This window comes from Devosia sp. Root635, from assembly GCF_001427605.1.
Classification (GTDB): Bacteria; Pseudomonadota; Alphaproteobacteria; order Rhizobiales; family Devosiaceae; genus Devosia.
In genome coordinates this window covers 215,620-238,714 of record NZ_LMGZ01000022.1, presented here as the reverse complement: position 1 = coordinate 238,714, position 23,095 = coordinate 215,620, and the positions used below count along the sequence as shown (strand labels likewise).

19 protein-coding genes are annotated in these 23,095 nt (G+C 63.9%); 13 read left to right on the top strand and 6 right to left on the bottom strand.

Annotated features, from left to right (window positions below):
• The first annotated feature begins 9 nt into the window (after positions 1-9).
• The 6 genes from ASD80_RS16265 to ASD80_RS16240 all read left to right on the top strand — a co-directional run bounded on the left by ASD80_RS16265 (position 10) and on the right by ASD80_RS16240 (position 6,898).
• Positions 10-834, top strand: a complete 825-nt coding sequence (locus tag ASD80_RS16265) for an ABC transporter ATP-binding protein (protein ID WP_056235111.1) — start codon at positions 10-12, stop codon at positions 832-834.
• A gap of 362 nt (positions 835-1,196) precedes the next feature.
• Complete coding sequence (locus tag ASD80_RS16260) at positions 1,197-2,255, top strand: sugar ABC transporter substrate-binding protein (protein WP_244489031.1); 1,059 nt, start codon at positions 1,197-1,199, stop codon at positions 2,253-2,255.
• 63 nt (positions 2,256-2,318) lie between these two features.
• Entirely contained in the window at positions 2,319-3,848 is a 1,530-nt protein-coding gene (locus ASD80_RS16255; RefSeq protein ID WP_056235106.1) for a sugar ABC transporter ATP-binding protein, read from the top strand.
• Positions 3,845-4,831: an ABC transporter permease gene (locus ASD80_RS16250; RefSeq protein WP_056235103.1), complete on the top strand. Its 987-nt coding sequence runs from the start codon at positions 3,845-3,847 to the stop codon at positions 4,829-4,831. Before ASD80_RS16255 ends, ASD80_RS16250 begins: the two co-directional genes overlap by 4 nt.
• Before the next feature lie 7 nt (positions 4,832-4,838).
• Positions 4,839-5,822 (top strand): ABC transporter permease, encoded by a 984-nt coding sequence (locus tag ASD80_RS16245; RefSeq protein WP_056235100.1) that lies wholly within the window; start codon positions 4,839-4,841, stop codon positions 5,820-5,822.
• A 56-nt stretch (positions 5,823-5,878) separates the two neighbouring features.
• Positions 5,879-6,898 (top strand): LacI family DNA-binding transcriptional regulator, encoded by a 1,020-nt coding sequence (locus ASD80_RS16240; protein ID WP_056235097.1) that lies wholly within the window; start codon positions 5,879-5,881, stop codon positions 6,896-6,898.
• A gap of 217 nt (positions 6,899-7,115) precedes the next feature.
• Here the strand turns inward: ASD80_RS16240 and ASD80_RS16235 are convergent, their stop codons facing one another.
• From ASD80_RS16235 to ASD80_RS16210, 6 genes are all read right to left on the bottom strand, one after another.
• Complete coding sequence (locus tag ASD80_RS16235; RefSeq protein ID WP_056235095.1) at positions 7,116-8,738, bottom strand: ABC-F family ATP-binding cassette domain-containing protein; 1,623 nt, start codon at positions 8,736-8,738, stop codon at positions 7,116-7,118.
• A 301-nt stretch (positions 8,739-9,039) separates the two neighbouring features.
• Positions 9,040-10,119 carry an ABC transporter ATP-binding protein gene (locus ASD80_RS16230; protein ID WP_056235092.1) on the bottom strand — a complete coding sequence of 360 codons (1,080 nt, stop codon included), beginning with the start codon at positions 10,117-10,119 and terminating at the stop codon, positions 9,040-9,042.
• Positions 10,120-10,123: 4 nt separating this feature from the next.
• Positions 10,124-10,951 (bottom strand): carbohydrate ABC transporter permease, encoded by an 828-nt coding sequence (locus tag ASD80_RS16225; RefSeq protein WP_056235091.1) that lies wholly within the window; start codon positions 10,949-10,951, stop codon positions 10,124-10,126.
• On the bottom strand, positions 10,948-11,850 hold the full coding sequence (locus ASD80_RS16220) for a carbohydrate ABC transporter permease (protein WP_413813383.1): 903 nt from the start codon (positions 11,848-11,850) through the stop codon (positions 10,948-10,950). The genes ASD80_RS16225 and ASD80_RS16220 overlap by 4 nt, the downstream gene beginning before the upstream one ends.
• A gap of 78 nt (positions 11,851-11,928) precedes the next feature.
• A complete protein-coding gene (locus ASD80_RS16215; protein WP_056235086.1) occupies positions 11,929-13,227 on the bottom strand; it encodes an ABC transporter substrate-binding protein in 1,299 nt (432 codons plus the stop codon).
• Between the two features lie 58 nt (positions 13,228-13,285).
• Entirely contained in the window at positions 13,286-15,604 is a 2,319-nt protein-coding gene (locus ASD80_RS16210; RefSeq protein WP_056235083.1) for an alpha-L-rhamnosidase, read from the bottom strand.
• Between the two features lie 229 nt (positions 15,605-15,833).
• Between ASD80_RS16210 and ASD80_RS16205 the strand changes: the two genes are divergently transcribed.
• From ASD80_RS16205 to ASD80_RS16175, 7 genes are all read left to right on the top strand, one after another.
• On the top strand, positions 15,834-16,877 hold the full coding sequence (locus ASD80_RS16205; RefSeq protein WP_082555365.1) for a LacI family DNA-binding transcriptional regulator: 1,044 nt from the start codon (positions 15,834-15,836) through the stop codon (positions 16,875-16,877).
• A 71-nt stretch (positions 16,878-16,948) separates the two neighbouring features.
• Positions 16,949-17,566, top strand: coding sequence for a class I SAM-dependent methyltransferase (locus tag ASD80_RS16200; protein WP_056235076.1), 618 nt, complete (start codon positions 16,949-16,951; stop codon positions 17,564-17,566).
• Positions 17,567-17,732: 166 nt separating this feature from the next.
• Positions 17,733-18,707, top strand: coding sequence for a galactofuranose ABC transporter, galactofuranose-binding protein YtfQ (gene ytfQ, locus ASD80_RS16195; RefSeq protein WP_082555364.1), 975 nt, complete (start codon positions 17,733-17,735; stop codon positions 18,705-18,707).
• Between the two features lie 147 nt (positions 18,708-18,854).
• Positions 18,855-20,372, top strand: coding sequence for a sugar ABC transporter ATP-binding protein (locus ASD80_RS16190; RefSeq protein WP_056235072.1), 1,518 nt, complete (start codon positions 18,855-18,857; stop codon positions 20,370-20,372).
• Positions 20,369-21,373, top strand: coding sequence for an ABC transporter permease (locus ASD80_RS16185; protein WP_056235069.1), 1,005 nt, complete (start codon positions 20,369-20,371; stop codon positions 21,371-21,373). Before ASD80_RS16190 ends, ASD80_RS16185 begins: the two co-directional genes overlap by 4 nt.
• Positions 21,370-22,347 (top strand): galactofuranose ABC transporter, permease protein YjfF, encoded by a 978-nt coding sequence (gene yjfF / locus ASD80_RS16180; RefSeq protein WP_056235066.1) that lies wholly within the window; start codon positions 21,370-21,372, stop codon positions 22,345-22,347. Before ASD80_RS16185 ends, yjfF begins: the two co-directional genes overlap by 4 nt.
• A 1-nt stretch (position 22,348) precedes the next feature.
• A complete protein-coding gene (locus ASD80_RS16175; RefSeq protein ID WP_056235063.1) occupies positions 22,349-23,086 on the top strand; it encodes a FadR/GntR family transcriptional regulator in 738 nt (245 codons plus the stop codon).
• Positions 23,087-23,095 lie beyond the last annotated feature (9 nt).

Here is a 23,095-nt window from a genome sequence, read left to right as displayed (position 1 = left end):
GACACATTCATGAACCGACACGATCCTGCTCTCACCAGCGCCAAACCGCGCCTCTTCGCCGAAGGCGTCACTATCGGCTACGACGATCGCATCATTTCCACGGACCTGTCGGTCGCCATCCCCGACCGCTCCTTTACCGTCATCGTGGGCGCCAATGCCTGCGGCAAGTCCACTCTGCTGCGGGCCCTGTCGCGGCTGATCAAGCCCGCGACCGGCAGCGTCGTGCTGGATGGCCAGTCCATATCGAGCTTCCCGGCCAAGGAAGTCGCCCGCCGGCTGGGCCTGCTGCCGCAGACGTCCATTGCCCCCGAGGGCATTTCGGTGGCTGACCTCATTGCTCGCGGCCGCTATCCGCACCAGAAGCTGCTGCGCCAATGGTCGCGCGAGGACGAGGCGGCCGTGGTTGCCGCCATGGAGGCGACCAGGGTCACCGAACTCAGCCACCGGCTGGTCGACGAACTCTCGGGCGGGCAACGTCAGCGCGTGTGGGTCGCCATGGTGCTGGCGCAGCAAACCCCGCTGCTGCTGCTGGACGAGCCCACCACCTTTCTCGACATCACCCACCAGATCGAACTGCTCGACCTGCTGGGTGAGCTCAACCGGCGTGATGGCCAGACCATCGTTGCCGTGCTGCATGACCTCAACCATGCTTGCCGTTATGCGACCCACATCATCGCCATGCGCGAGGGCGCCGTGATTGCCGAGGGTGCGCCGCGCGACATCGTCACCGCCGAACTGGTCGAGGCGGTGTTCGGTCTGCCCTGCATCATCATTGATGATCCCATTTCCCATACGCCGCTGGTCATTCCGCGCGGTTCACTGCCCACGACCTGACATTCCGGGCCGGAAAATGACGAAAAGTGTCGCCAAAATTTGGAAGCGCTAACAGATAGTTGCGCAATTATATCGTTTCAGATTTTGCTGTATTTGTCAGATTATCGGCGTTTTTGGCAAGTCAAAGGAGGTATTTGACAGCGCTAACATTTGATGCTTTCTTGCGCCCCCAAGGACGTGAGCCGGCAACAAGGTAGCCGGTGGAGGGAAGGTGGCCAAGGGAGTGGCCGCCCCGGCATGCGTGCCTCACGCCCGACGCCTGAATCCTTGGGAGGAAACCGATGAAACTGTCCGCATTGTTCAAACTTGCCGGCGGCACGGCCGGCGCGCTGGTGCTGTCGACCGCATTCAGCACTGTTGCCATGGCCGATCCGGCCATTGTCGCCGGCCCCGCCAGCGATCCCCAATGTCATGTGCCATGGGCGGAAGACACCCAGTTCTTCCAGTATCCGGCCAAAGAGGGTCCGTATCGCATCGCCCTGGCCAATGGCTATATCGCCAACACCTGGCGCATCCAGATGATCCAGACGGCCAAGGCCTATGCGGCCCAGCCCGATGTCGCGGCTCTGCTCTCCGAGTTCAAGGTGGTCTCGACCGGCGAGGACGTCGCCGCGCAGATCTCGGCCATCAACAACTTCATCGACAGCGGCTATGACGCCATTGTCGTCAACGCACAGAACCCGCAGGCCTTCGCCCCGGTGATCAAGCGCGCCAAGGAGGCCGGCGTCGTGCTGGTGGCCTTCGACAACATCCTCGACACCACCGACGCCATCAACGTCAATGTCGACCAGAAGGGCCTGGGCGAGCTCTGGGGCAACTGGCTGGTAGACCACCTGCCCGATGGCGGCAAGATTCTCGAAGTGCGCGGCGTGGCCGGCACCTCGGTCGATACCGACCGCCACAACGGCATCCACGAGACGTTGACCGCCAGCGGCAAGCCCTTCGACGTGTTCGAGGTGGTGGGCAAGTGGGACGATGGCACGGCCCAGAAGGCCACCGCCGACGCCATCGCCGTGCAGGGCGCCTTCGACGGCATCACCGCCCAGGGCGGCGATACCGGCGTGGTGCAGGCCATGATCGATGCCGGCCATGCCTTCGTGCCGTTTGGCGGCGAAACCGAGAATGGCTTCCGCAAGTTCTGCGCCGCCCACTCCGCCGAAGGGCTGAAATGCTCGTCGGCCGGTACCGGCCCGGCCCAGGTTGCCGTAGCCATCAAGACCGCGATCGATGCCCTGCAGGGCAAGATCGTACCCCAGTCGGTCAAGCTCCCGCTGGCCATCGTCGAAGACCCCGACTTCAAGGACGGCGAGAATTTCTACTCCGCCCAGTCCGACAATTTCTTCGTTGGCAATGCCTTCCCCACCTGCGGCATCAACTTCACTGCCCAGGAAATCATGGGCCAGTCGGAAGCCGATCAGTAATCGTCCGCAATGAACCTGGCCGCGGGACGCCCCCGCGGCCGATCGGGCAGGGGTATCTACCGTATGGATGACGCAGTTCCGCTCTTCCGCATGGAAGGCATTTCCAAGCGCTATGGGGGCGTGCATGCCCTCGACAAGGCGGACCTGGTGGTCCATGCCGGCAGGGTCCACGCCATCCTCGGCGAAAATGGCGCCGGCAAGTCGACGCTGATCAAGATCATGTCCGGCGTCGTGGCCCCCGACGAGGGCCGCATGCTGCTCGATGGGCAGGCGGTCAGCTTTGCCGACCCCGCCGCGGCCAATGCCGCCGGTATCGCCTGTATCTTCCAGGAATTGTCGCTGATCCCCGACCTCAGCGTGGCCGACAATATCGTCATTTCCAATCCGCCGACCCGTTTCGGCATGATCGACCGCAAGGCGCAGCAGGCCATTGCCATGGCGGCGCTGGAGCGCGCCGGCGGTGGCGATATCCACCCCATGGAGCTGGTCAAGAACCTGCCTTTGTCGCGCCGGCAGATCGTCGAGATCGCCAAGGCGCTGGCCCGCAAGCCGCGCGTGCTGATCCTTGATGAGGCCACCTCGGCGCTGACCGCTGCCGATGTCGAGACGGTGTTCGGCGTGCTCAGGCGCCTGCGCAGCGAAGGCATCGCGCTGCTCTACATTTCGCACCGCATGCACGAAATCGCCGAACTGGCCGATGACTGCACCGTGTTCCGCAATGGCCGCAAGATCGCGACCTACCCGGCCGGCAGCAAGACCGACGATGAGGTGGTCGAACTGATGATCGGCCGCGAGTACAATTCGGTATTTCCGCCCAAAGCCGACAATGTCGACCGTGTGGCGACACCGGTGCTGGAGGCGCGCAACCTGAGCTGGATGCAGCGCCTCAACGGCGTGTCGCTGACGGCGCGAGCCGGTGAAGTGGTCGGCCTCGGCGGGCTCGACGGGCAGGGGCAGCGCGAATTGCTGCTGGCTCTGTTCGGCGTGCTGCGCGGGGTTTCGGGCGATGTGCTGATCGATGGCGAGAAGCGCATCATCAACGGGCCGCGCGCCGCCAAGGCCGAAGGTATCGGCATGGCGCTGATCCCCGAGGACCGCAAGACCGAGGGGCTGATGCTGCCGATGTCGGTGCGCGACAATCTCTCCTTTGCCGCCATGAGCCGGGTCTCGCGCGGCGGCATCGTCGACCGGCGGGCCGAAAGCACCGCCATAGACCGCATGATGAAGCTGCTTGCCATCAAGGCGGCGAGCCCATCCATTCCGGTCGCGTCGCTGTCGGGCGGCAACCAGCAGAAGGTGGTCATCGCCAAGTGGCTGATGGTCGAGCCGCGCATCATCCTGCTCAACGACCCGACCCGGGGCATCGATGTCGGCACCAAGCAGGAAATCTATGCGCTGCTGCGCCAGCTCGCGGCCGAGGGCGCTGCGATCATTCTCTATTCGACCGACTATGACGAACTGATCGGCTGCTGCGACCGGGTGCTGGTGCTCTATGACGGGGCGGTCAAGCGCGAACTTGTCGGATCAGACATCACCGAGCATGCGCTGATCGCCTCGGCGCTCAATATCGACCATCAGGAGGCCGTGGCATGATCGGGCTGCGTTACCGCTTCGCCGAGCAGCGCGGCATGCTGCTGGCCCTTGCCATCTTCATCCTCATGTTCACCCTCTATGTCGCCAACCATCCCGCCGGCTTCACGCCCAACGTGGTGCAGACGGCGGCCAACAAGGGCGTGCTGCTGGCGCTGGTCGCCATGGCGCAGACCTTCGTGGTGCTGACGGCAGGCATCGATCTATCGGTCGGCATGATCTTCATCCTCGCCAATTGCCTCGCCTCCTACTTGCTGGTCGGCACACCGGTCAGCGTGGCCCTTGGTGTCAGCGGCGTTCTGCTCACCGGCCTTGCCTGTGGCGCAGTCAATGGGCTGCTGGTTATCTATGGCAGGCTCCAGCCCATCGTCATCACCATCGCAACGGGCGCGGTGTTCTTTGGCATTGCCCTCTGGATCAGGCCCTATCCCGGCAGCGCCGACGGATTTTCGTCCGACCTCGCCGATGCGCTGACCGGCAAGGTCTTCGGCGTCTTCCCGGCCAGCCTGCTGTTCCTCATTGTGCTGGTGCTGGTAGTGTGGGTGCCGTTCCGCCGCTCGGTGGTCGGGCGTGCCGTCTATGCCGTGGGCTCGTCCGAGCCGGCGGCCTATATGTCGGGCGTGCCGGTAAAGCGGGCCAAATTCACCGCCTATGTGCTGAGTGGCCTTTTCGCCGCCATGGGCGGACTGTTCATGACCTTCTTCACCTATTCGGGCGAAGCGTCGCTGGCCAATGGCAACACCTATACACTGAGCTCCATCGCCGCCGTGGTGCTGGGTGGAGTGTCGCTGTTCGGCGGCCGCGGCAGCGCCATCGGCGCTATTTTCGGGGCCCTGGCCTTCCGGGCCATCGGTGACCTGCTCTTCGTCTTCGATTTCGATCCGCTGTGGCAGCCCTTGTTTCAGGGCGTGGTGCTGCTGCTGGCCGTATCGCTCGGTGCCGCCCGCCTGTTCCAGGTGCGCAACCGGCTTGATCTGTTTACCTGAGGCGCTGATGACCACGGAAAAACTCGACACCGTCAAGGCGCCCCGGCCCAACTGGACCAGCCGCATCGACCTGCCGGTGGCCACGGCCTTCGGCTGCATCATCCTGTTGCTGCTCATCGGCAGCCTCTATTCGCCCAACTTCCTGTCGCCGGAATACCTGCTGCAGCAGCTCAAGGTCGGCGCCTTCCTGGGTGTCATCGCCACCGGCATGATGCTGGTCATCCTGCTCGGCCAGATCGACCTCTCCGTGCCCTGGGCCGTGACTTTGGGCGCCATGATGGCTTCGGCGGCAACGGCCTATGGCCCCATGGGCGAAGTCCTCGCCATTCCCTTCGGCGTGCTCTGCGGCGTGCTGATGGGGTTGGTCAATGGTATCGGCGTTGCCTATCTGCGCATCCCCTCGATGATCGTCACCCTGGCGGTCAATGTCGTGGCGCAGGGCCTGATGGTGGCCTATACCGGCGGCTTCGCCCCGGTCGACAGCGCCTCGCCCGCCATGCGCTACCTTGCCGCTGGCACCCTTATGGGCATTCCCAATGCCGTCATCGTCTGGGCCGTTACCGGCATTCTCGCTGTGTTCCTGCTCGGCCGCACCACATTCGGCCGCGCCATCTATGGTATCGGCAACAAGGAAGCGGCCGCCTATCTTTCCGGCGTGCCGACGCAGCGCGTGGTGATGATCGCCTTCGCCCTTTGTGGCGGGCTCGCGGCCTTTGGTGGCGTGCTGCTGGCCGGCTATGCCGGCAAGGCGGCGCAATCGATGGGCGACGCCTATCTCTTGCCGGCCATCGCCGCCGTGGTGCTGGGCGGCACCTCCATCCTGGGTGGGCGGGGCAATTATCTCGGCACCATTGCCGGGGTGATCCTCATCACCCTGCTGCAATCCATCCTTTCGGTGATGCAGATCGCCGAATTCGGCCGCCAGATCATCTATGGCGGCGTCATCATCGTCATGCTGCTGCTCTACGGCCGGGAGAAGTCCGGCAGGTAACTCGACATGACTGCAGAATCGTTCTTCAACAGGCGCTTGGGGGTGTGATCCGCGCAATGGGACGAGAACGAAAGACATCCGGCCTGCCGACATTGTCGGACGTGGCCAAGGCTGCGGATGTCAGTGCCATCACGGTGTCGCGGGTATTGCGCCACCCCGAGGCGGTGTCCGAGCCGTTGCGCGAGCGCGTGCAGGCGGCCATCGCCAAGATCGGCTATGTGCCGAACACGGCGGCGCGCCAGCTTGCCTCGGCGCGCACCGACGTTATCGCCGTGGTGATCCCCTCGGTGATCAACGCGGTGTTCGCCGACGTGGTGCGCGGTATCTACGACGCCGTGGAAGGCACGCGCTTCCAGGTGCAGCTCGGCACCACCAACTATTCCCAGCTCAAGGAAGAGGGGCTGATCCGCCTGTTTTCCGGCCAGCGCCCCGCCGCCATGCTGGTGACCGGTGTCGAGCATACGCGCGAAGTGACGCGGCTGCTCAAGGGCAATGACTGCCCGATCGTGCAGATCATGGACCTGGCGCCCGAGCCGGTCGACATGCAGATCGGCTTCTCTCATGTCGAGGCCGCCTATGGCGCTACGCGGCATCTACTGGACAAGGGCTATCGCCGCATCGCCTTCCTCGCCGCGCAGATGGACCCGCGCACCCAGCGCCGCATGGAAGGCTATTCCCGCGCCCTGCACGAGGCGGGATTGTTCGATGACGACCTGATCGTCACCACCACCAAGCCGTCATCGGTCGCCATGGGCGCCGTCCTGTGCTCGGAACTGCTGGCGCGCGGCGTCGGCGCCGATGCGGTGCAGGCCAACAATGACGATATCGCGCTGGGCACCATGTTCGAATGCCTGCGCCGCCGCATCCGCATCCCGCAGGATTTCGGCATTGTCGGCTTCAACGATCTCGAACTGATGGCGGTGGCCAGCCCATCCATCACCAGCGTCGTCACCCATCGCTACGACATGGGTCGCCGCGCCATCGAAATGCTGTTGGCGGCCATGGATGGAAAGCGGCCGGAACGCACGGTGGATCTGGGGTTCGAGCTGGTGCCGCGCCAGAGCACGGCGCGGTAAATACCCAATCGACTTGATGGTTACGGCGGCACCAACAACCGCCGCCGCTTCCCGCGGACTTGATCCGCGGGTCTCTCTCAGCCCGGCACAAGCGGCGGGTGACCCGCGGATCAGGTCCGCGGGAAGCGATTGTGGGTGGGAGCAGATTGAGCTTCAGCCCCTCGGGTCAAGGCCGAGAGTGACGATCGGGTTTGTGGCAGCCCCGGGCTACCGGCGTTCAGCTCCTAAGCCCCGGCGCTTCCTGCCCGGTGCTCTGCACATATTCGGTATAGCCGCCGCCATAGGTGTGGACGCCTTCCGGCGTCAGCTCCAGCACGCGATTGGAGAGGGCGGCGAGGAAGTGGCGGTCGTGGCTGACAAACAGCATCGTGCCTTCATAGGCGCTGAGCGCCGATATCAGCATTTCCTTGGTGGCGATGTCGAGATGGTTGGTCGGCTCGTCCAGCACCAGGAAATTCGGCGGATCGAACAGCATGATGGCCATGACCAGTCGGGCCTTTTCCCCGCCTGACAGGACGCGGCACTTCTTGTCGATGTCGTCGCCGGAAAAGCCGAAGCAGCCGGCCAGTGCCCGCAAGGGGGCCTGTCCGGCCTGCGGGAAACTGTCCTGCAACTGCTCGAACACGGTGCGGTCGCCGTCGAGCACATCCATGGCGTGCTGGGCGAAATAGCCCATCTTGACGCTGGGGCCGCGCGAGACGGTGCCCTGGTCGGGGTCGGCCGTGCCGGTGATCAGCTTGAGCAGGGTGGATTTGCCGGCGCCGTTGACGCCCATGATGCACCAGCGCTCCTTGCGGCGGACGTGAAAATCGAGCCCATCATAGATGGCGCGGCTGCCATAACTCTTGCTGACGCCCTTGAGCTGCGCCACGTCCTCGCCCGAGCGCGGGGCAGGGCGGAATTCAAACTCGACCACCTGCCGCCGCTTGGGCGGCTCGACGCGGTCGATCTTGTCGAGCTTTTTCACCCGGCTCTGCACCTGCGCCGCGTGGCTGGCGCGGGCCTTGAAGCGGGCGATGAAATCCAGCTCCTTGGCCAGCATCGCCTGCTGGCGCTCGAACTGCGCCTGCTGGTTCTTTTCGGCAATGGCGCGCTGCTGCTGGTAGAATTCGTAATTGCCCGAATAGGTGGTGAGCGAGCCGGCATCGATCTCGACGATCTTGGTGCAGATGCGGTTCATGAATTCGCGGTCATGGCTGGTCATGAACAGGGCGCCCGAATAGTTCTGCAGGAACGCTTCGAGCCAGATCAGGCTTTCGAGATCGAGATGGTTGCTCGGCTCGTCCAGCAGCAGCGCGTCGGGCCGCATGAGCAGGATACGGGCCAGGGCCACGCGCATCTTCCAGCCGCCTGACAGAGCGCCGACATCGCCATCCATCATTTCCTGGGAGAAGCCGAGGCCATCAAGCACTTCGCGGGCGCGGCCATCGAGGGAATAGCCGTCCAGCTCTTCGAACTGGTGCTGCACCTCGCCATAGCGCTCGATGATGGCGTCCATCGCGTCGGCTTTGTCGGGGTCGCCCATATCGGCTTCCAGCGCGCGCATTTCAGTGATGAGCGCACTGACCGGGCCGGCGCCGTCCATGACTTCGGCGACGACGCTGCGGCCGGCCATCTCGCCGACATCCTGGCTGAAATAGCCGATGGTGATGCCGCGATCCATCGACACCTGGCCCTCGTCGGGCTGCTCCTCGCCGGTGATCATGCGGAACAGAGTGGTCTTGCCGGCGCCATTGGGGCCGACCAGGCCGATCTTCTCGCCCTTCTGCAACACCGCCGACGCCTCGATGAAGACGATCTGCTTGCCGTTCTGCTTGCCGATGCTTTCGAGACGTATCATGCGATGTGGAACCCTGCGCGCCGCGCCGACGGGCGCAGCGGAAGCGCCCGTAAAGCATTGCAGGCCGGCCGGCGCAAGGCCGCCTGTGTCACAGGGGGTATGCTGATTATTATTGGTAGAGATATCGGATCTGTCGCCTCCCTCCCCCTTGAGGGGAGGGATTGAGGGTGGGGGTCGTTTTGTGGCTCACCGAAGGACCCCCACCCCAGCTGTGCTACGGCCCTGCGGGCCGAGCGCCGCTACGCTCCCCTCAAGGGGGAGGGGGCGATAGCGAATTGCTTTGGGGAGAATGAAGCGCTCTTTACCGCTTATGCCGAGCCGCTCCGTCCGCGCCGAAGATGATGGCGCGGGCGGGATCGAAGGTCAGCTCCACGCCCTGGCCGGACCGCATGTCGTGGTCGCCATCGAGCACCACCAGCCAGGACGCGCCGGATGGCAGCTTGAGGCTGATATTGGTCTCGTTGCCCAGCCGCTCGACCAGCACCACCTCGCCGACAATGGTGCCGGCCTGGTTGAGCAGGTCATGCGGGCGGATGCCGAGGGTGACGGTATCGCCGGGCTTGATGCCGGTGCCATCGGCCGGGATGGCCATGGTGGCGAGGTCCTTGCCGGCCACGGTGACGGTGTCGGCAGCAACGGACTCCACGGTCACGCTGATGAAGTTCATCTTGGGCGAGCCGATGAAGCCGGCGACGAAGAGATTGGCCGGGCGCTGATAGAGCTCGATAGGCGCGCCCACCTGCTGCACCACGCCGCCATTGAGCACCACGATCTTGTCGGCCAGGGTCATGGCCTCGACCTGGTCATGGGTGACATAGACCATGGTGGCGCCGAGATCCTGATGCAGCTTGGCCAGCTCCATGCGCATATCGACACGCAGGGCGGCGTCGAGATTGGAGAGCGGTTCGTCGAACAGGAATACTTCGGGCTGGCGCACGATGGCGCGGCCGATGGCGACGCGCTGGCGCTGGCCGCCGGAAAGCTGGCTCGGTTTGCGGTCGAGCAGATGTTCCATCTGCAGGATTTTCGCGGCTTCGCGGATTTTCTGGTCGCGCACGTCTTTGGGTGTCTTTGCCAGTTTCAGGCCGAAACCGACATTGTCGTAGACCGTCATATGCGGATAGAGCGCGTAATTCTGGAACACCATGGCAATACCGCGGTCGCGCGGTTCGACGGCGTTGCACAGCTTGTCGGCGATCCAGAGTTCGCCCCCGGTTATGTCCTCCAGCCCGGCAATCATGCGCAGCAAGGTGGATTTGCCGCAGCCCGAGGGGCCGACAAAGACGACGAATTCGCCATGGGTGACGCTGAGGTCGACGCCCTTGATGACTTCGACTTCGCCATAGCTCTTGTGGAGGGATTTGAGTTCGAGGCCTGCCATGGGTCTATCCTTTGACGGCGCCAGCGGTCATGCCCGCCACGATCTGCCGGTTGAAGAACAGGAAGACCAGCAGGGGCGGAATGGTGATGAGGGCGATATTGGTGAAGAGCAGATTGTAGGACGTCTGGAACTGGCTCTGGAAATTGTAGAGCGTTAGTTGCACCGTCGCATTGGCGTTGCCCGGCAGGTAGTAGAGCGGGTTGGTGAAGTCGTTGAAGACCGCCACCGACTGCACCACGATATTGGTGACCGTCACCGGCCAGAGCAGCGGCAGGATGACCCGGAAGAACACGTCGAACGGCCGGGCGCCGTCGATGATCGCCGCCTCGTCCAGCTCGCGCGGAATGGTGGCGATGAAGGCGCGGTAGAGGATGATGGAGAAAGGCAGGCCATAGGCCACCTCGATCAGCACCATGCCATGCAGCTTGCCGAAGAGCCCGATGCCCTGCAGCAGCCAGATGGTGGGGACCACGGCAGGCGGGATCATCAAACCGGCCAGGATCAGGAATTCGATCAGCCCGTTGAAGCGCGTCTTGCGGCGCTGCAGCACGAATCCGACCATGGCGGCAAAGATGACCAGCAGCGTCACGCTGGCCACTGTCAGGATGGTGGAATTGATGAAGGCGGTGAGCAGCATCCAGTTGCGGGTGGTGACCACCTCGACGATGTTGCTCCACAGATAATTGCCATCCGGCCAGGAGAAGTCGCGCAAGGCGGACTGCTTCTGGTCCTTGAACGCCGTCAGCACAATGAAGGCGAAGGGCAAGAGGAACACCACACCGGAGACGAGTATGGCGACGACGCTGAGCCAGTAGCGGCGGAGATAGCTCATTCATGCCCCTCCCGGCGATTGAGCAGCATGGTCAGCGGCACGACCAGCACGGCGATGAGGATGAACAGCACCACATTGCCGGCGGTGGAGAGGCCGTAGAAGCCGGCCTGATACTGCTTGTAGATGACGGAGGCGACGGTATCGGAGGCAAAGCCCGGTCCGCCGCGCGTCATGGCCCAGATGAGATCGAAGGTCCGCAACCCGCCGATGAAGCTGAGGATGATGACAGTGACCGTCGCCGGCCGGCAAAGCGGCAGGGTGATGTAGAGGAAATTCTGGAACGAAGTGGCGCCATCGATGCGCGCGGCCTCGTAATAGTCCTTGGGGATGGCGACGATGCCGGCAATGTAGATGACGGTGGCAAGGCCCACCCCTTTCCACACATCGACCAGGGCCACCGAGAACAGCGCCAGATTGGGATCGACCAGCCAGCCCGGTCCCTTGATGCCGAGCAGCGCCAGGCCTTCGTTGATCATGCCCTGGGTCGGGTGCATCAGCACGGTGAAGGTGATGCCGACGCCGACGGTCGACACCAGCACCGGAAAGAAGACCACCGAGCGCAGATAGCCTCGCGCCCTGATCTGGCTGGTGAGCAGCACGGCCAGCAGCAGGCCAAGCACGACCTTGAGCCCCGACGTCACCAACGCATAGATCACGGTGTTGATGAGCCCCTTGATGAGGAAGGGCTCGCGCAGGAATTGCGCGAAATTGTCGAAGCCGATGAAGGTGGAGCTGAAGAGGTTCCAGCGGGTGAGGCTGAAATAGAGCGATGCCACGGTCGGCAGCAGGAACAGTATGCCGTAAATGATGGCGGCGGGCAGGAAGAACCAGCCGGGATAGGGCGAGCGGCGCTTCATGGCCGGAAGGGGAGCGGCGCCGGCCACTCCGGTCTCAGTCATCACGGCCATATACCTCTCCTCGGGAAGATGGCGGCTCCGGGTGAGACCAGGCACCCGAAGCCGCCCATGTGCAAGAGCTTACCAGCCCGGGAGGCCAAGCTGCTGGGCCTGCTTGCGCACGTCCTCGTCATAAAGCGCGGCGCCATCGGCCGCCGGGCGGATGCCCGAACCGACTTCGACCGTGATCTGCTCGAGTGCCGGACCCTTGATGGGGGACAGGAATTCGAGCGCCGGCCCGTTCTGCCCGCCTTCGGCGAAATAGGGCAGCATGTCGCTGACAGCCGGCGGCACGTCATCGGGCAGGGTGCAGCCATTGACCAGATAGGGGCCCGAAGCGCCACCGGCCCGGGTCTGGGCTTCGCAACCCTCGACGCTGGCGACGAAGGCCACGAACTTCTTGGCTGCGTCCAGGTTCGAGGTGGTGGTGGGAATATAGATGCCATCGGGCATCCAGACCGTCAGGCCATTGAGGCTGGCATCGTCGCCGGGCTGGGCGAAGAAGCCGACATTGTCGAGCATGTCGGGATAGGACGCGGCGATGGCCGTGGTGGCAAAGGTCAGCATGGGATAATGCGCGCCTTCGCCGGCCGCCACCATGCGGATGCCGTCATCATATTTGGCGGCGCCGAAATCCTCGTTGAATAAGCCCGCGTCATGGGCTTCCTGCAGCTTCTCGAAGCCGCGCAGGGCCGCTTCGTCGGTGGCGAACTTGGCCTCGCCCGCGGTGTAGCGGCTGGCAAAGCTCGGGTCCTTGGCCGAGACGTTGTAGTAATCAGCCAGCACGAACAGCTGGCTGGTCCAGGTGTCGCCATAGGTCTGGATCACGGCGACCTTGCCGGCAGCCTTGATCTTCTCGTTATTGGCCATGAACTCGGCCCAGGTCTTGGGGATGGAAAGCCCCAGTTCCTCATAGATCGCCTTGTTGTAATAGATGCCGCCGCCCATCGCCGCGCCCATCGGCGCACCGCGCACGGTGCCATCGGGCGCCGTCACCACCTGCTTGAACGAGGCCTGGACGTCGGCCTGCCAGGGTTCGTTGGTCAGGTCGACCAGGAACTGGGCCGGGTTGATGGCCTGGAACAGCGAGCCCGAATTGTAGCGGAAGATATCGGCCATGCTTGATGTGGCCAGCCGCGTCTTGACGAGGTTGTCGCCTTCCGAGCCGCCGGGGCGGGTTTCGATGTCGATATTGATATCCGGGTTGGCTGCCTCGAACGACTTCACCAACTCTTCGGCCACCGCCACGCCATCGGCGCCGCTGGGGATGAGATAGGTGAGGTTGATGCTCTGCGCATAGGCTGCGCCCGTCAGCGCCGTCATTGCCATGAGGCCTGCGGACAGGCCGGCCAGGGCAATCCTGCGGGAAGTCTTGGTCATTGGTCTCTCTCCCATTGCGCCCGCACCATGCGGGCAGTCCAAGCCGCCGCCTGTTCGATCAGGGCGTGCGGGCATTGATGCTGTGTTCGGCGCGCGCTTTCCGCGCGACCGGTGTGTAGGTGAAGCTGATCGTGTGCGTGCCAGACGCGAGGGTGTAGTCGCCCTTGCCGTCCCAGGCGGCACCATCGACCTGTCCATTGCGATAGTCGGGATTGAGACGCAGCAGGCCGCGCGAGCCGGCGGGCACCTCGACCTCGTAGCGCACCTTGTCGCCCTCGGTGGTCCACTCGGCGCGGATTTCACCCCGCGGACTGGCATGGCTCGCCTTGACCGGCGACAGGTCGCCGATGATGGTCGGCTCGAAGATGATGGTGGTGAAACCGGGCTCGGTCTCGTCCGGCCGGAAGCCGGCGACGCCTTCGAGCAGCCACTGGCACACGGCGCCATAGGCGTAGTGATTGTAGGAATTCATCTGCGGATTATAGATGGAGCCATCGGCCTGGATGGCGTCCCAGCGCTCCCAGATCGTGGTAGCGCCCATCTTGACCTGATAGAGCCAGCCGGGGACTTCCTCCTGCAGGAACACATCGGCGGCAAGGCCGATTTCCCCGATCTTGACCAGGGCCGGCAGCAGAGCCGGGGTGCCGATAAAGCCGGTGCCGATGCGGCCGTCGGCGCGGGCGATAGTCGCCTTGAAATAGCGCTTGGCCGCCTCGCGCCTGTCCTCGGGAATGAGGTCATGCAGGAACGCCAGCGCATAGGAGGTCTGGTCGTCATAGGCCAGCCGTCCGGAAGGCGTGATGAATTCGCGGGCGAAGGCCGCCTTGACCTCGGCGGCCATCTTTTCGAGGCGGGTGGCGATCTCGGTATTGCCGGTGACGCGGGCGATGCGGGCGACCAGGGTGGACGTGATGAAGAGATAGATGGTGGCGGCGGCATCGTCGCCGATGGTGGGCAGCGGCTTGGCCGAAGGGCCTCCCGGCTGCAACCAGTCACCGAAGGAAAAGCCGCGCCCGCCCCATTCGCGCGGTGGCGACACCACCGGGCCATCGCTGATCGACCAGACGAAGTCGACCCATTTGACCATGGCCGGCAGCGCTTCGCCGAGGACCGCCGTGTCGCCATAGTGCAGGTAGAGCTGCCACGGGATGACGGCCACCGCGTCGCCCCAGCCGGTGCTGCCGTAGAAGCCCGGATAATCCCTGGGGTTGAGCTTGGTCGGGTCGGGCACGACGTGGGGCACGGCGCCATCCGGACGCTGGTCGGCCATCAGGTCGCGCATCCATTTGTGGAAGAAGCCCTGCACCTCGCCGAAATAGGCGGCGGTGCCGGCAAAGACCTGCGCATCGCCGGTCCAGCCCAGCCGCTCATCGCGCTGCGGGCAATCGGTGGGCACTTCGATGAAATTGGCGCGCTGCGACCAGACGGTGTTGAGCACCAGCCGGTTGACCAGGTCATTGCCCGAGGTGAAGGCGGCCTTGACCGCGGTAACCGAGCTGATCGGCACCGAAACGATGCTGTCGAGCTTTGCCGCGCCGGTGATGGTCACGCGGGCATAGCGGAAACCCTGGAAGGTGAAATAGGGCCGGTAGTGTTCGGTGCCATTGCCGGCCAGCGTATATTCCAGCCGCGCCGCGGCGGTGCGGAAATTGACGTTGTAGAATTCGCCATGCTCGTTGAGCACTTCGGCATGTTCCACGATGACCGTGGCGCCAGCCTCGCCGATCACATCGAAGGCGACATAGCCGCCGCTGTTCTGGCCGAAATCATAGACCGTGCGGCCCTCGGCATCGGCCCGGCTCTTGACCACGGGGAGGGGGGTAAGCTCGCGGACCGGCGTCGTCTCATGAGCAACGAGCTTGCTTGTGTCGAAGGGCAGGATGGCGCTGCCGGCCGAGACTTTCGGCGTCACACGGGCATCGTAGATTTCGCCGAAATAGATGCCCGACTTGCGTACCGGCAGTTCGCCGCTTTCCCAGCTTGCATCGGTCACCAGCAAGGGCGCGCCATCGTCCTTACCAGAGCGCAATTCGGCAATGGCGGCGATTTCGCTGCCCCAGGTGTTGAAGATCGGGGCCTTGCCCCACATCATCTGCGAGCGCAGCCAGCCATCGGCCAGCCAGATTTCGATCCGGTTCTCGCCCGGCACCAAGAGGTCGCCCACGGCATAGGTCTGGTAGCTCAGCCGGACATCATAGCTGGTCCAGCCCGGCGTCAGCAGATCGTTGCCCACGCGCTTGCCATTGATAAAGCAGCGATAGAGCCCGAGCGCGGAGATGTAGAGCACTTCGCTGCCGCCGACGCTGTCGAGCGTGAACGACTTGGCGAGAAAACTGGCCGGCGTTTCGACGCCGTTGTCGGCCAGCGGCCGCACCATCTGGGCGGACCAGTTGCGCCCGGAAATAGTGCCCTGCGCCGATGCAGACGGTGCCAATGCGTCGTTCACGCCGATCCTCCCTATCAAAAAGCCGCGAGCTGCACGCTCGTCTGTAGAATGTTCTACGTGTATCGTTCTACAAATTAATCGGCTTGGCAATGGTCTTTTTGAAACGCCGTGTGATAAGGCTGGCGACAGGCCGAATCCCGGCATCTGGGGACAGCAGCGCATGGACAGGACGGCGTCAGGCCGCGCGAGTGGACGCGTCACCATCAGGGAGGTGGCCGAGGATGCCGGCGTGTCCGTGGCCGCCGTGTCCAAGGTGCTGCGCGACGCCTATGGCGTCAGCGACATCATGCAGGCCAAGGTGCGCGCATCGATGGCCAAACTGGGCTATCGCCCGCATACGGCGGCCCGCGGCATGCGCGGCCAGACCTATACGATCGGCGTGCTGCTGGCCGATGTGCGGAACCCGTTCTTCCCCCAGCTCATCGACGGCATCGACGATGGCCTGGCGGGCACGCAATATGTGCCCCTGTTCGGCATCGGCCATGGCTCCACCACCACCGAGGAAGCCATCGTGCATGCCATGGTCGATCGCCGCATGGACGGGCTGATCATGATCGGCCAGCGCCTGACCAATGCCGAGGTGGAAGCGACGGCCCGCGAGGCGGCCATCGCCGTGATCGGCCATCATGCGCCGCAGGCGACGCTGTTCGATTCGGCCAATAATGATGACGAGCGCGGCGGCGCCCTTGTGGTCGAGCACCTGCTGGCCCAGGGCTACAAGCGGCCGGCCATGATCACCCTGCGCCGGGCCGATCTGGGCCAGGCCGACGTGTCCCAGCGCCGCGAAGCCGGCTTCATCGCGGCCATGCGCGCGGCCGGTTTCGATGACGATGCCATTCGCATCGCGCCCGCGGCGGACGATATCGACAATGTCACGGCCACGGTGCGCCGGTTGCTCGAAGGGCCCAATCCGCCCGACGCCATTTTCGGCTGGGCCGATTATTATGCGCTCGAAGTGCTGAGCGCGGTGCGCCTGCTCGGCCTGCGCGTGCCCGAGGATGTCGGCGTCATCGGCTACGACAATTCCCCGCCCTGCGGCTATACGCAGAATGATCTCACCAGCATCGACCAGTCGGGCAGGGAGATCGGCCGCAATGCGGCGCGCCTGCTGCTGGAGCGCATCGCCGGCCGCAAGACCGCCGAGCATTTCGTGGTGCAGCCGCGTGTGGTTGCCCGCAGGAGCACCGCCCGCCGACCGATTTAGCCAGGCGGATTTCTGCGATTTCGTTGTGAGTGGCGACTTGCTAATTTGCCGCGAAACCATGAGGCAGCGCGATGGGCGAAGACAGATTCTGGGACAGGCTGGCCGACAGCTATGCGCGGCAGCCGATTGCCGACGAGGCTGCCTACCAGACCAAGCTGGAGGTAACGCGGGGCTACCTGCGGCCGGATATGGACCTGCTGGAATTCGGCTGCGGCACCGGCGGCACGGCCATTCTCCATGCGCCCTATGTGCGGCATATTAGGGCCATCGATTTTTCCGAGTCCATGCTGGCTATTGCGCGTGCCAAGGCCGCGGCGGCGGGCGTCGAGAACGTGAGTTTCGAGCGCGCTGATATCACCAGCTTCAATGCGCCCGACGGCAGTTTCGATGTGATCCTGGGGATGAGCATATTGCATCTGCTGGCCGACAAGGATGCGGTCATCGCCAAAGTGTTTCGGATGCTCAAGCCCGGCGGACTTTTCGTCAGCAGCACGACCTGTCTTGGCGACACGATGGGCGCATTCAAGCTCATCGCGCCCATCGGCAAGGCACTGGGCCTGCTGCCGCAGCTCGATGTGATGACCACAACCGACCTGGTCCGGAGCCTGACCAGCGCCGGATTCTCCATCGAGCACCAATGGCAGCCGGGCAAGGGCAAGGCAGTGTTCATCGTCGCGCGGGCCGGTTAGCACACGGCCAATTGGCGGGTAATCAACTGAAAGATCAGCGATTTTTGTCCGCAACGGACCGCTGGCTCAGTCATACATTTTGCTATTTACATATAATAGTACTTTATATAGCGTCCTCTCATCGTCGCAGGTGAACACGCCGCGACGGCCACATTGGGAGGACATCGTGAACATCATTTCCAAGCTCGCCATCGCGGCGAGCCTCGCTACCGCTTTGACGTCTGTCACCATTGCCCAGGACAACCTGCAGGGTCTGGTCGTCGGCTTCAGCCAGATCGGCTCGGAATCCGGCTGGCGCGCCGCCGAGACCTCGGTGACCAAGCAGCAGGCCGAAGCCCTCGGCGTCGATCTCAAATTTGCCGATGCGCAGCAGAAGCAGGAAAATCAGATCAAGGCGATCCGCGGCTTCATCGCCCAGGGCGTCGATGCCATTCTGGTCGCGCCCGTCGTCGCCACCGGCTGGGACGACGTGCTGGCCGAAGCCAAGGAAGCCGAAATCCCCGTGCTCCTGCTCGACCGCGGCGTCGATGCGCCCGAAGATCTCTACCTGACCATGGTAGCCTCGGACCAGGTTCTGGAGGGCCGCGTTGCCGGCGACTGGCTGGTGGCCGATGTCGGCGATGCCGACTGCAAGGTGGTCGAACTCCAGGGCACCGTCGGCTCCACTCCGGCCATCAACCGCAAGCAGGGCTTTGAAGAGGCCATTGCCGGCCATGACAACATCAGCATCATTCGCAGCCAGACGGGCGATTTCACCCGCGCCAAGGGCAAGGAAGTGATGGAAGGCTTCATCAAGGCCGAAAATGGCGGCGCCGATATCTGTGCGGTCTATGCCCACAATGACGACATGGCCGTGGGCGCCATCCAGGCCATCAAGGATGCCGGCCTCAAGCCCGGCACCGACATCAAGGTGGTTTCGATCGATGGCGTGCCGGACATCTTCTCGGCCATGGTTGCCGGCGAAGCCAATGCCACCGTGGAACTGACCCCGAACATGGCCGGCCCGGCCTTCGAAGCCCTGGCCGCCTATCTCAAGGACGGCACCGTGCCCCCGAAGACCATCATCACGGAATCCAAGCTCTACACCCCGGCGGATGATCCGCAGGGCGAGTATGACACGCGCAAGAGCCTGGGTTACTAATCGGGCTTGCCCAAACCGCTTGTTCAAACCACGGTGTCATCCCGGCGAAAGCCGGGATCCATCCTGAGATTATCAAGATGGATCCCGGGTCGAGCCCGGGATGACACCGTGCGTGTGGCTGGAACGGTGAACATGGGGGAACGGCACATGGCAGACGGCGAATACGTGCTCGAAGCGCGCGGCGTCCTCAAGATTTTCGGCAACCATGTTGCCCTCGACAATGTCGATTTCGGACTGCGGTCCGGCGAGGTCCATGCCCTGCTGGGGGAAAACGGCGCCGGCAAGTCCACCCTCATCAAGATATTGACCGGCGCCTATCAGCCCGATGGCGGCGGCATCTATGTCGATGGTGCCGAGGTGTCGCTCGACAATCCGCTCCACGCCCAGACCTTCGGCATCGGCACGGTCTACCAGGAGGTCAATCTCCTGCCCAACCGTTCCGTCGCCGAAAACCTGTTCCTGGGGCACCAGCCGCGCCGCTTCGGCTTCGTCGATTTCCGCAGGATGGAAGCCGACGCCCGCGCGCTCCTGGCCAATTATGACCTGCATATCGATCCGTCGAGCGAGTTGGGCACGCACTCGGTCGCGGTGCAGCAGATCGTGGCCATCGCCCGCGCCGTACAACTATCCGGCAAGGTGCTGATCCTCGATGAACCCACGGCCAGCCTCGATCGCAACGAGGTGGAACGCCTGTTCGAAGTGGTGCGGGGGCTCAAGGCCAGGGGCCTGGCCATCATTTTCATCACCCATTTCCTCGATCAGGTCTTTGCCATCGCCGACCGGGTTACCGTGCTGCGCAACGGCACGCTGATCGACACGCGGCAGCTTGATGCTCTCAGCCGCACCGACGTTGTCCGCCTCATGCTGGGCAAGGATATCGCCTTTTCCGGCGCTACCGACGTCGAGCCCAGCGAGACGCCCGACGAGGTGCTGCTCGAATTCAAGGCCTATGGCCGCAGGCGTAGCGTGCTGCCTTTCGATCTCACCATCCACAAGGGCGAGGTGATCGGTGTCGCCGGCCTGCTCGGCTCGGGCCGCACGGAAGTCGCGCGCATCATGTTCGGCGCCGATCCCGCCGACCAGGGCGAGGCCATGGTCAATGGCAAACCGACCAGCCTGCGCCGTACCACCGACGCGATCAGGCATGGCTTCGGCTTCTGCCCCGAGGATCGCAAGGCCGAAGGCATTCTCGGCGATCTCAGCGTACGCGAAAATATCGTCATCGCCTTGCAGGGCAAGCTCGGCTGGTTCAAGGCGCTCAATCGCGACGAGCAGCTCGAAATCGCCGGCCGCTTCGGCGAGGCCATGGATATCCGTGCCGCCTCGCTCGACATGCCGGTCAAGCTCCTGTCGGGCGGCAACCAGCAGAAGGTGATCCTGTCGCGCTGGCTGGCCACCGATCCAGCCTTCCTCATTCTCGACGAACCGACCCGCGGTATCGACGTGGGCGCCCATGCCGAAATCGTCCGCACCATCAACCGCCTGCGCGAGGACGGCATGGCCATGCTGGTCATCTCCTCCGAACTCGACGAGGTCGTGGCCTACAGCTCCCGCATCGTGGTGATGCGCGACCGCGAAATGGTCGCCGAACTGCGCGGCAAGAACATCAATCCCGGAGTCATCGTGCAGGCCATCGCCAACCATACCGACGAGGCCGTCGCATGAAGCGCCTTCAGCTCGAACGCCTCGCCAATCCGCAATTGCTCGCGCTTGTGGCGGTGCTGCTGATCAACTGGCTGCTGTTTCCCAATTTCTTCCGCATCACCTGGCAGGACGGGCGGCTGTTCGGCAGCGTCATCGACGTGCTCAATCGCGGCGCGCCGGTGGCGATCCTGGCCGTCGGCATGACGGCGGTGATCGCCACCAAGGGCGTCGACCTGTCGGTCGGCGCCATCATGGCGGTTTGCGGCGCCGTTGCGGCGACCATGGTGGTGGCGGGCTACCCCACGCCGGTCGCCGTGCTTGCCGCACTCTGCGTCGGCCTTGTCTGCGGCCTGTGGAACGGGTTCCTCGTGGCGGTGCTGGATATCCAGCCCATCGTGGCCACGCTGGTCCTCATGGTGGCCGGCCGCGGCATCGCCCAGCTCATCACCGAAGGCTCCATCGTCACCTTCAACGAACCCAGCCTGATCTTCATCGGCACCGGCTCCTTCCTGGGCTTCCCGATGGCCGCCGTGATCGCCGTGGTACTGATGATCCTGGTGACCCTTTTGGTGCGGCGCACGGCAATCGGACTCTTCATCCAGGCCATCGGCGTCAACCGGGCGGCAGCCTCGCTGGCCGGCATCCACAGCCGCATGCTGCTGGTGCTGGTCTATGCCCTCAGCGGCTTCTGCGCCGCCATTGCCGGCGTCATCGTCGCCGCCGATATCCGTGGCGCCGATGCCAACAATTCCGGCCTCTGGCTCGAACTTGACGCCATCCTCGCCGTGGTCATCGGCGGCACCTCTCTGCTGGGCGGCAAGTTCTCCATCCCGCTGGCGGTGGTCGGCGCGCTTATCATCCAGGCCATGAATACCGGCATCCTGGTCTCCGGCTTCCGGCCGGAATTCAACCTCATCGTCAAGGCCGGGATGATCATCCTCATCCTGATGCTGCAATCGCCGCTGGTCGGCACGGCGCTGGGCTTTTTCAAACGCGACAGCAGGCAGGCGACACCGAAATGAAACGCAGTCTCCGCCCGCTCGCCGCCACCGCCGCCATCTTCCTCATCGCCTATGCCGTGAGTGTATTGCAGTTTCCCGGCATGCTTTCGACACGAGTGCTGGGCAATTTCCTCACCGACAATGCCTTTCTGGGCATTACAGCGGTGGGGATGACCTTCGTCATCATCTCCGGCGGCATCGACCTGTCGGTGGGCGCCGTCATCGGCTTCACCGGCGTCCTCATCGCCGTGCTGATCTCCTGGCTGGGCTTCCATCCCCTCGTGGCCTTCGCCATCGCGCTGGGGGTCGCGGCCCTGTTCGGCGCCGCCATGGGCGTCACCATCCACTATCTGCAGGTGCCCAGCTTCATCGTCACCCTGGCCGGCATGTTCCTGGCGCGCGGCGGCGCCTCGGTCATCACCCAGGATTCGGTGCCGGTTAACCACGACTTCTACAGCGCCATTTCCGACCTCATCATCCGCCTGCCGGGCGGTGGCCGCCTGAGCTTTATCGGCCTGCTGATGGTTGCGGTGTTCCTGCTCGGCGCGCTGCTGGCCCACCGCACGCGGTTCGGCTCCTATGTCTATGCCCTGGGCGGCAACCCGGTCTCGGCCTCGCTGATGGGCGTGCCGGTCGCCCGCACCACCATCCAGATCTACATGCTGTCCAGCGTCCTGGCGGCCTTGGCGGGAATCGTCTTTTCGCTCTACACCTCGGCCGGCTATCCGCTGGCGGCAGTGGGCGTCGAACTCGACGCCATCAGCGCGGTGGTCATCGGCGGCACCCTGCTGACCGGCGGCTATGGCTTCGTGCTGGGCACCTTCGTCGGCGTCATGCTGCTGGGTCTGGTCCAGACCTACATCATCTTCGACGGAACGCTGTCGAGCTGGTGGACCAAGATCGTGATCGGCGTGCTGCTGTTCTTGTTCATTGTGCTGCAGCGCATCATATTTGCGGCCTCCGCTCCCGGAGAAGAGTCGCCCGAGAAAGTGTAGCATGATCGAAGCAGGCAGCCTTATTCGCTCGCTGTCCGGGCGACCCGCTGCACGAAATTTCCATACCTTCGTCATCAACGAAATCGGCCACGGTATCGTCACGGGCAAGTTTCCGGTCGGTTCCATCCTCGCCAGCGACGCGGTGATGATGGAGACCTATGGCGTGTCGCGCACCGTGCTGCGCGAAGCGCTCAAGACCCTCGAAGCCAAGGGGCTGGTCGAAGCGCGCCCCAAGGTTGGCACGCGTGTCTCGCCAACCAGCCGCTGGAGCTTCTTCGATCCGCAGGTGCTGTCCTGGCACTTCTATGCCAAGCCCGATCGGCAGTTTTACCAGAGCCTGTTCGATGTGCGCCGCGCGCTCGAAAGCCGCGCCGCAGCGCTTGCCGCCGAGCGGCGCACCGCGGAAAATATCCGCGTCATGAAATACTGGCTGCACCAGATGGAATCGGCGGGGAATGATCTGGAAAACCACGGCATTGCGGCCCTTGAAATCCATCGCACGGTGGCTGAAACGTCCGGTAACGCCCTGTTGCGTTCGGTGACAGGCATCGTTGAGCTGACCCTGGCGCTGGCGCTCAGGCAATGCCAGCAGGGCGGCGCCGAGGACTACCTTGCGGCGACACACGAGGCGCTGACCCGGCTGGTCACCGCCATTGGCAATGCGGACGTGGCCGAAGCCACCGCCGCCGTGGCAGCCGTCATCGACCTCGACGAGGCACGGGTCATGGCATTGCTGTAAGGAGAATCT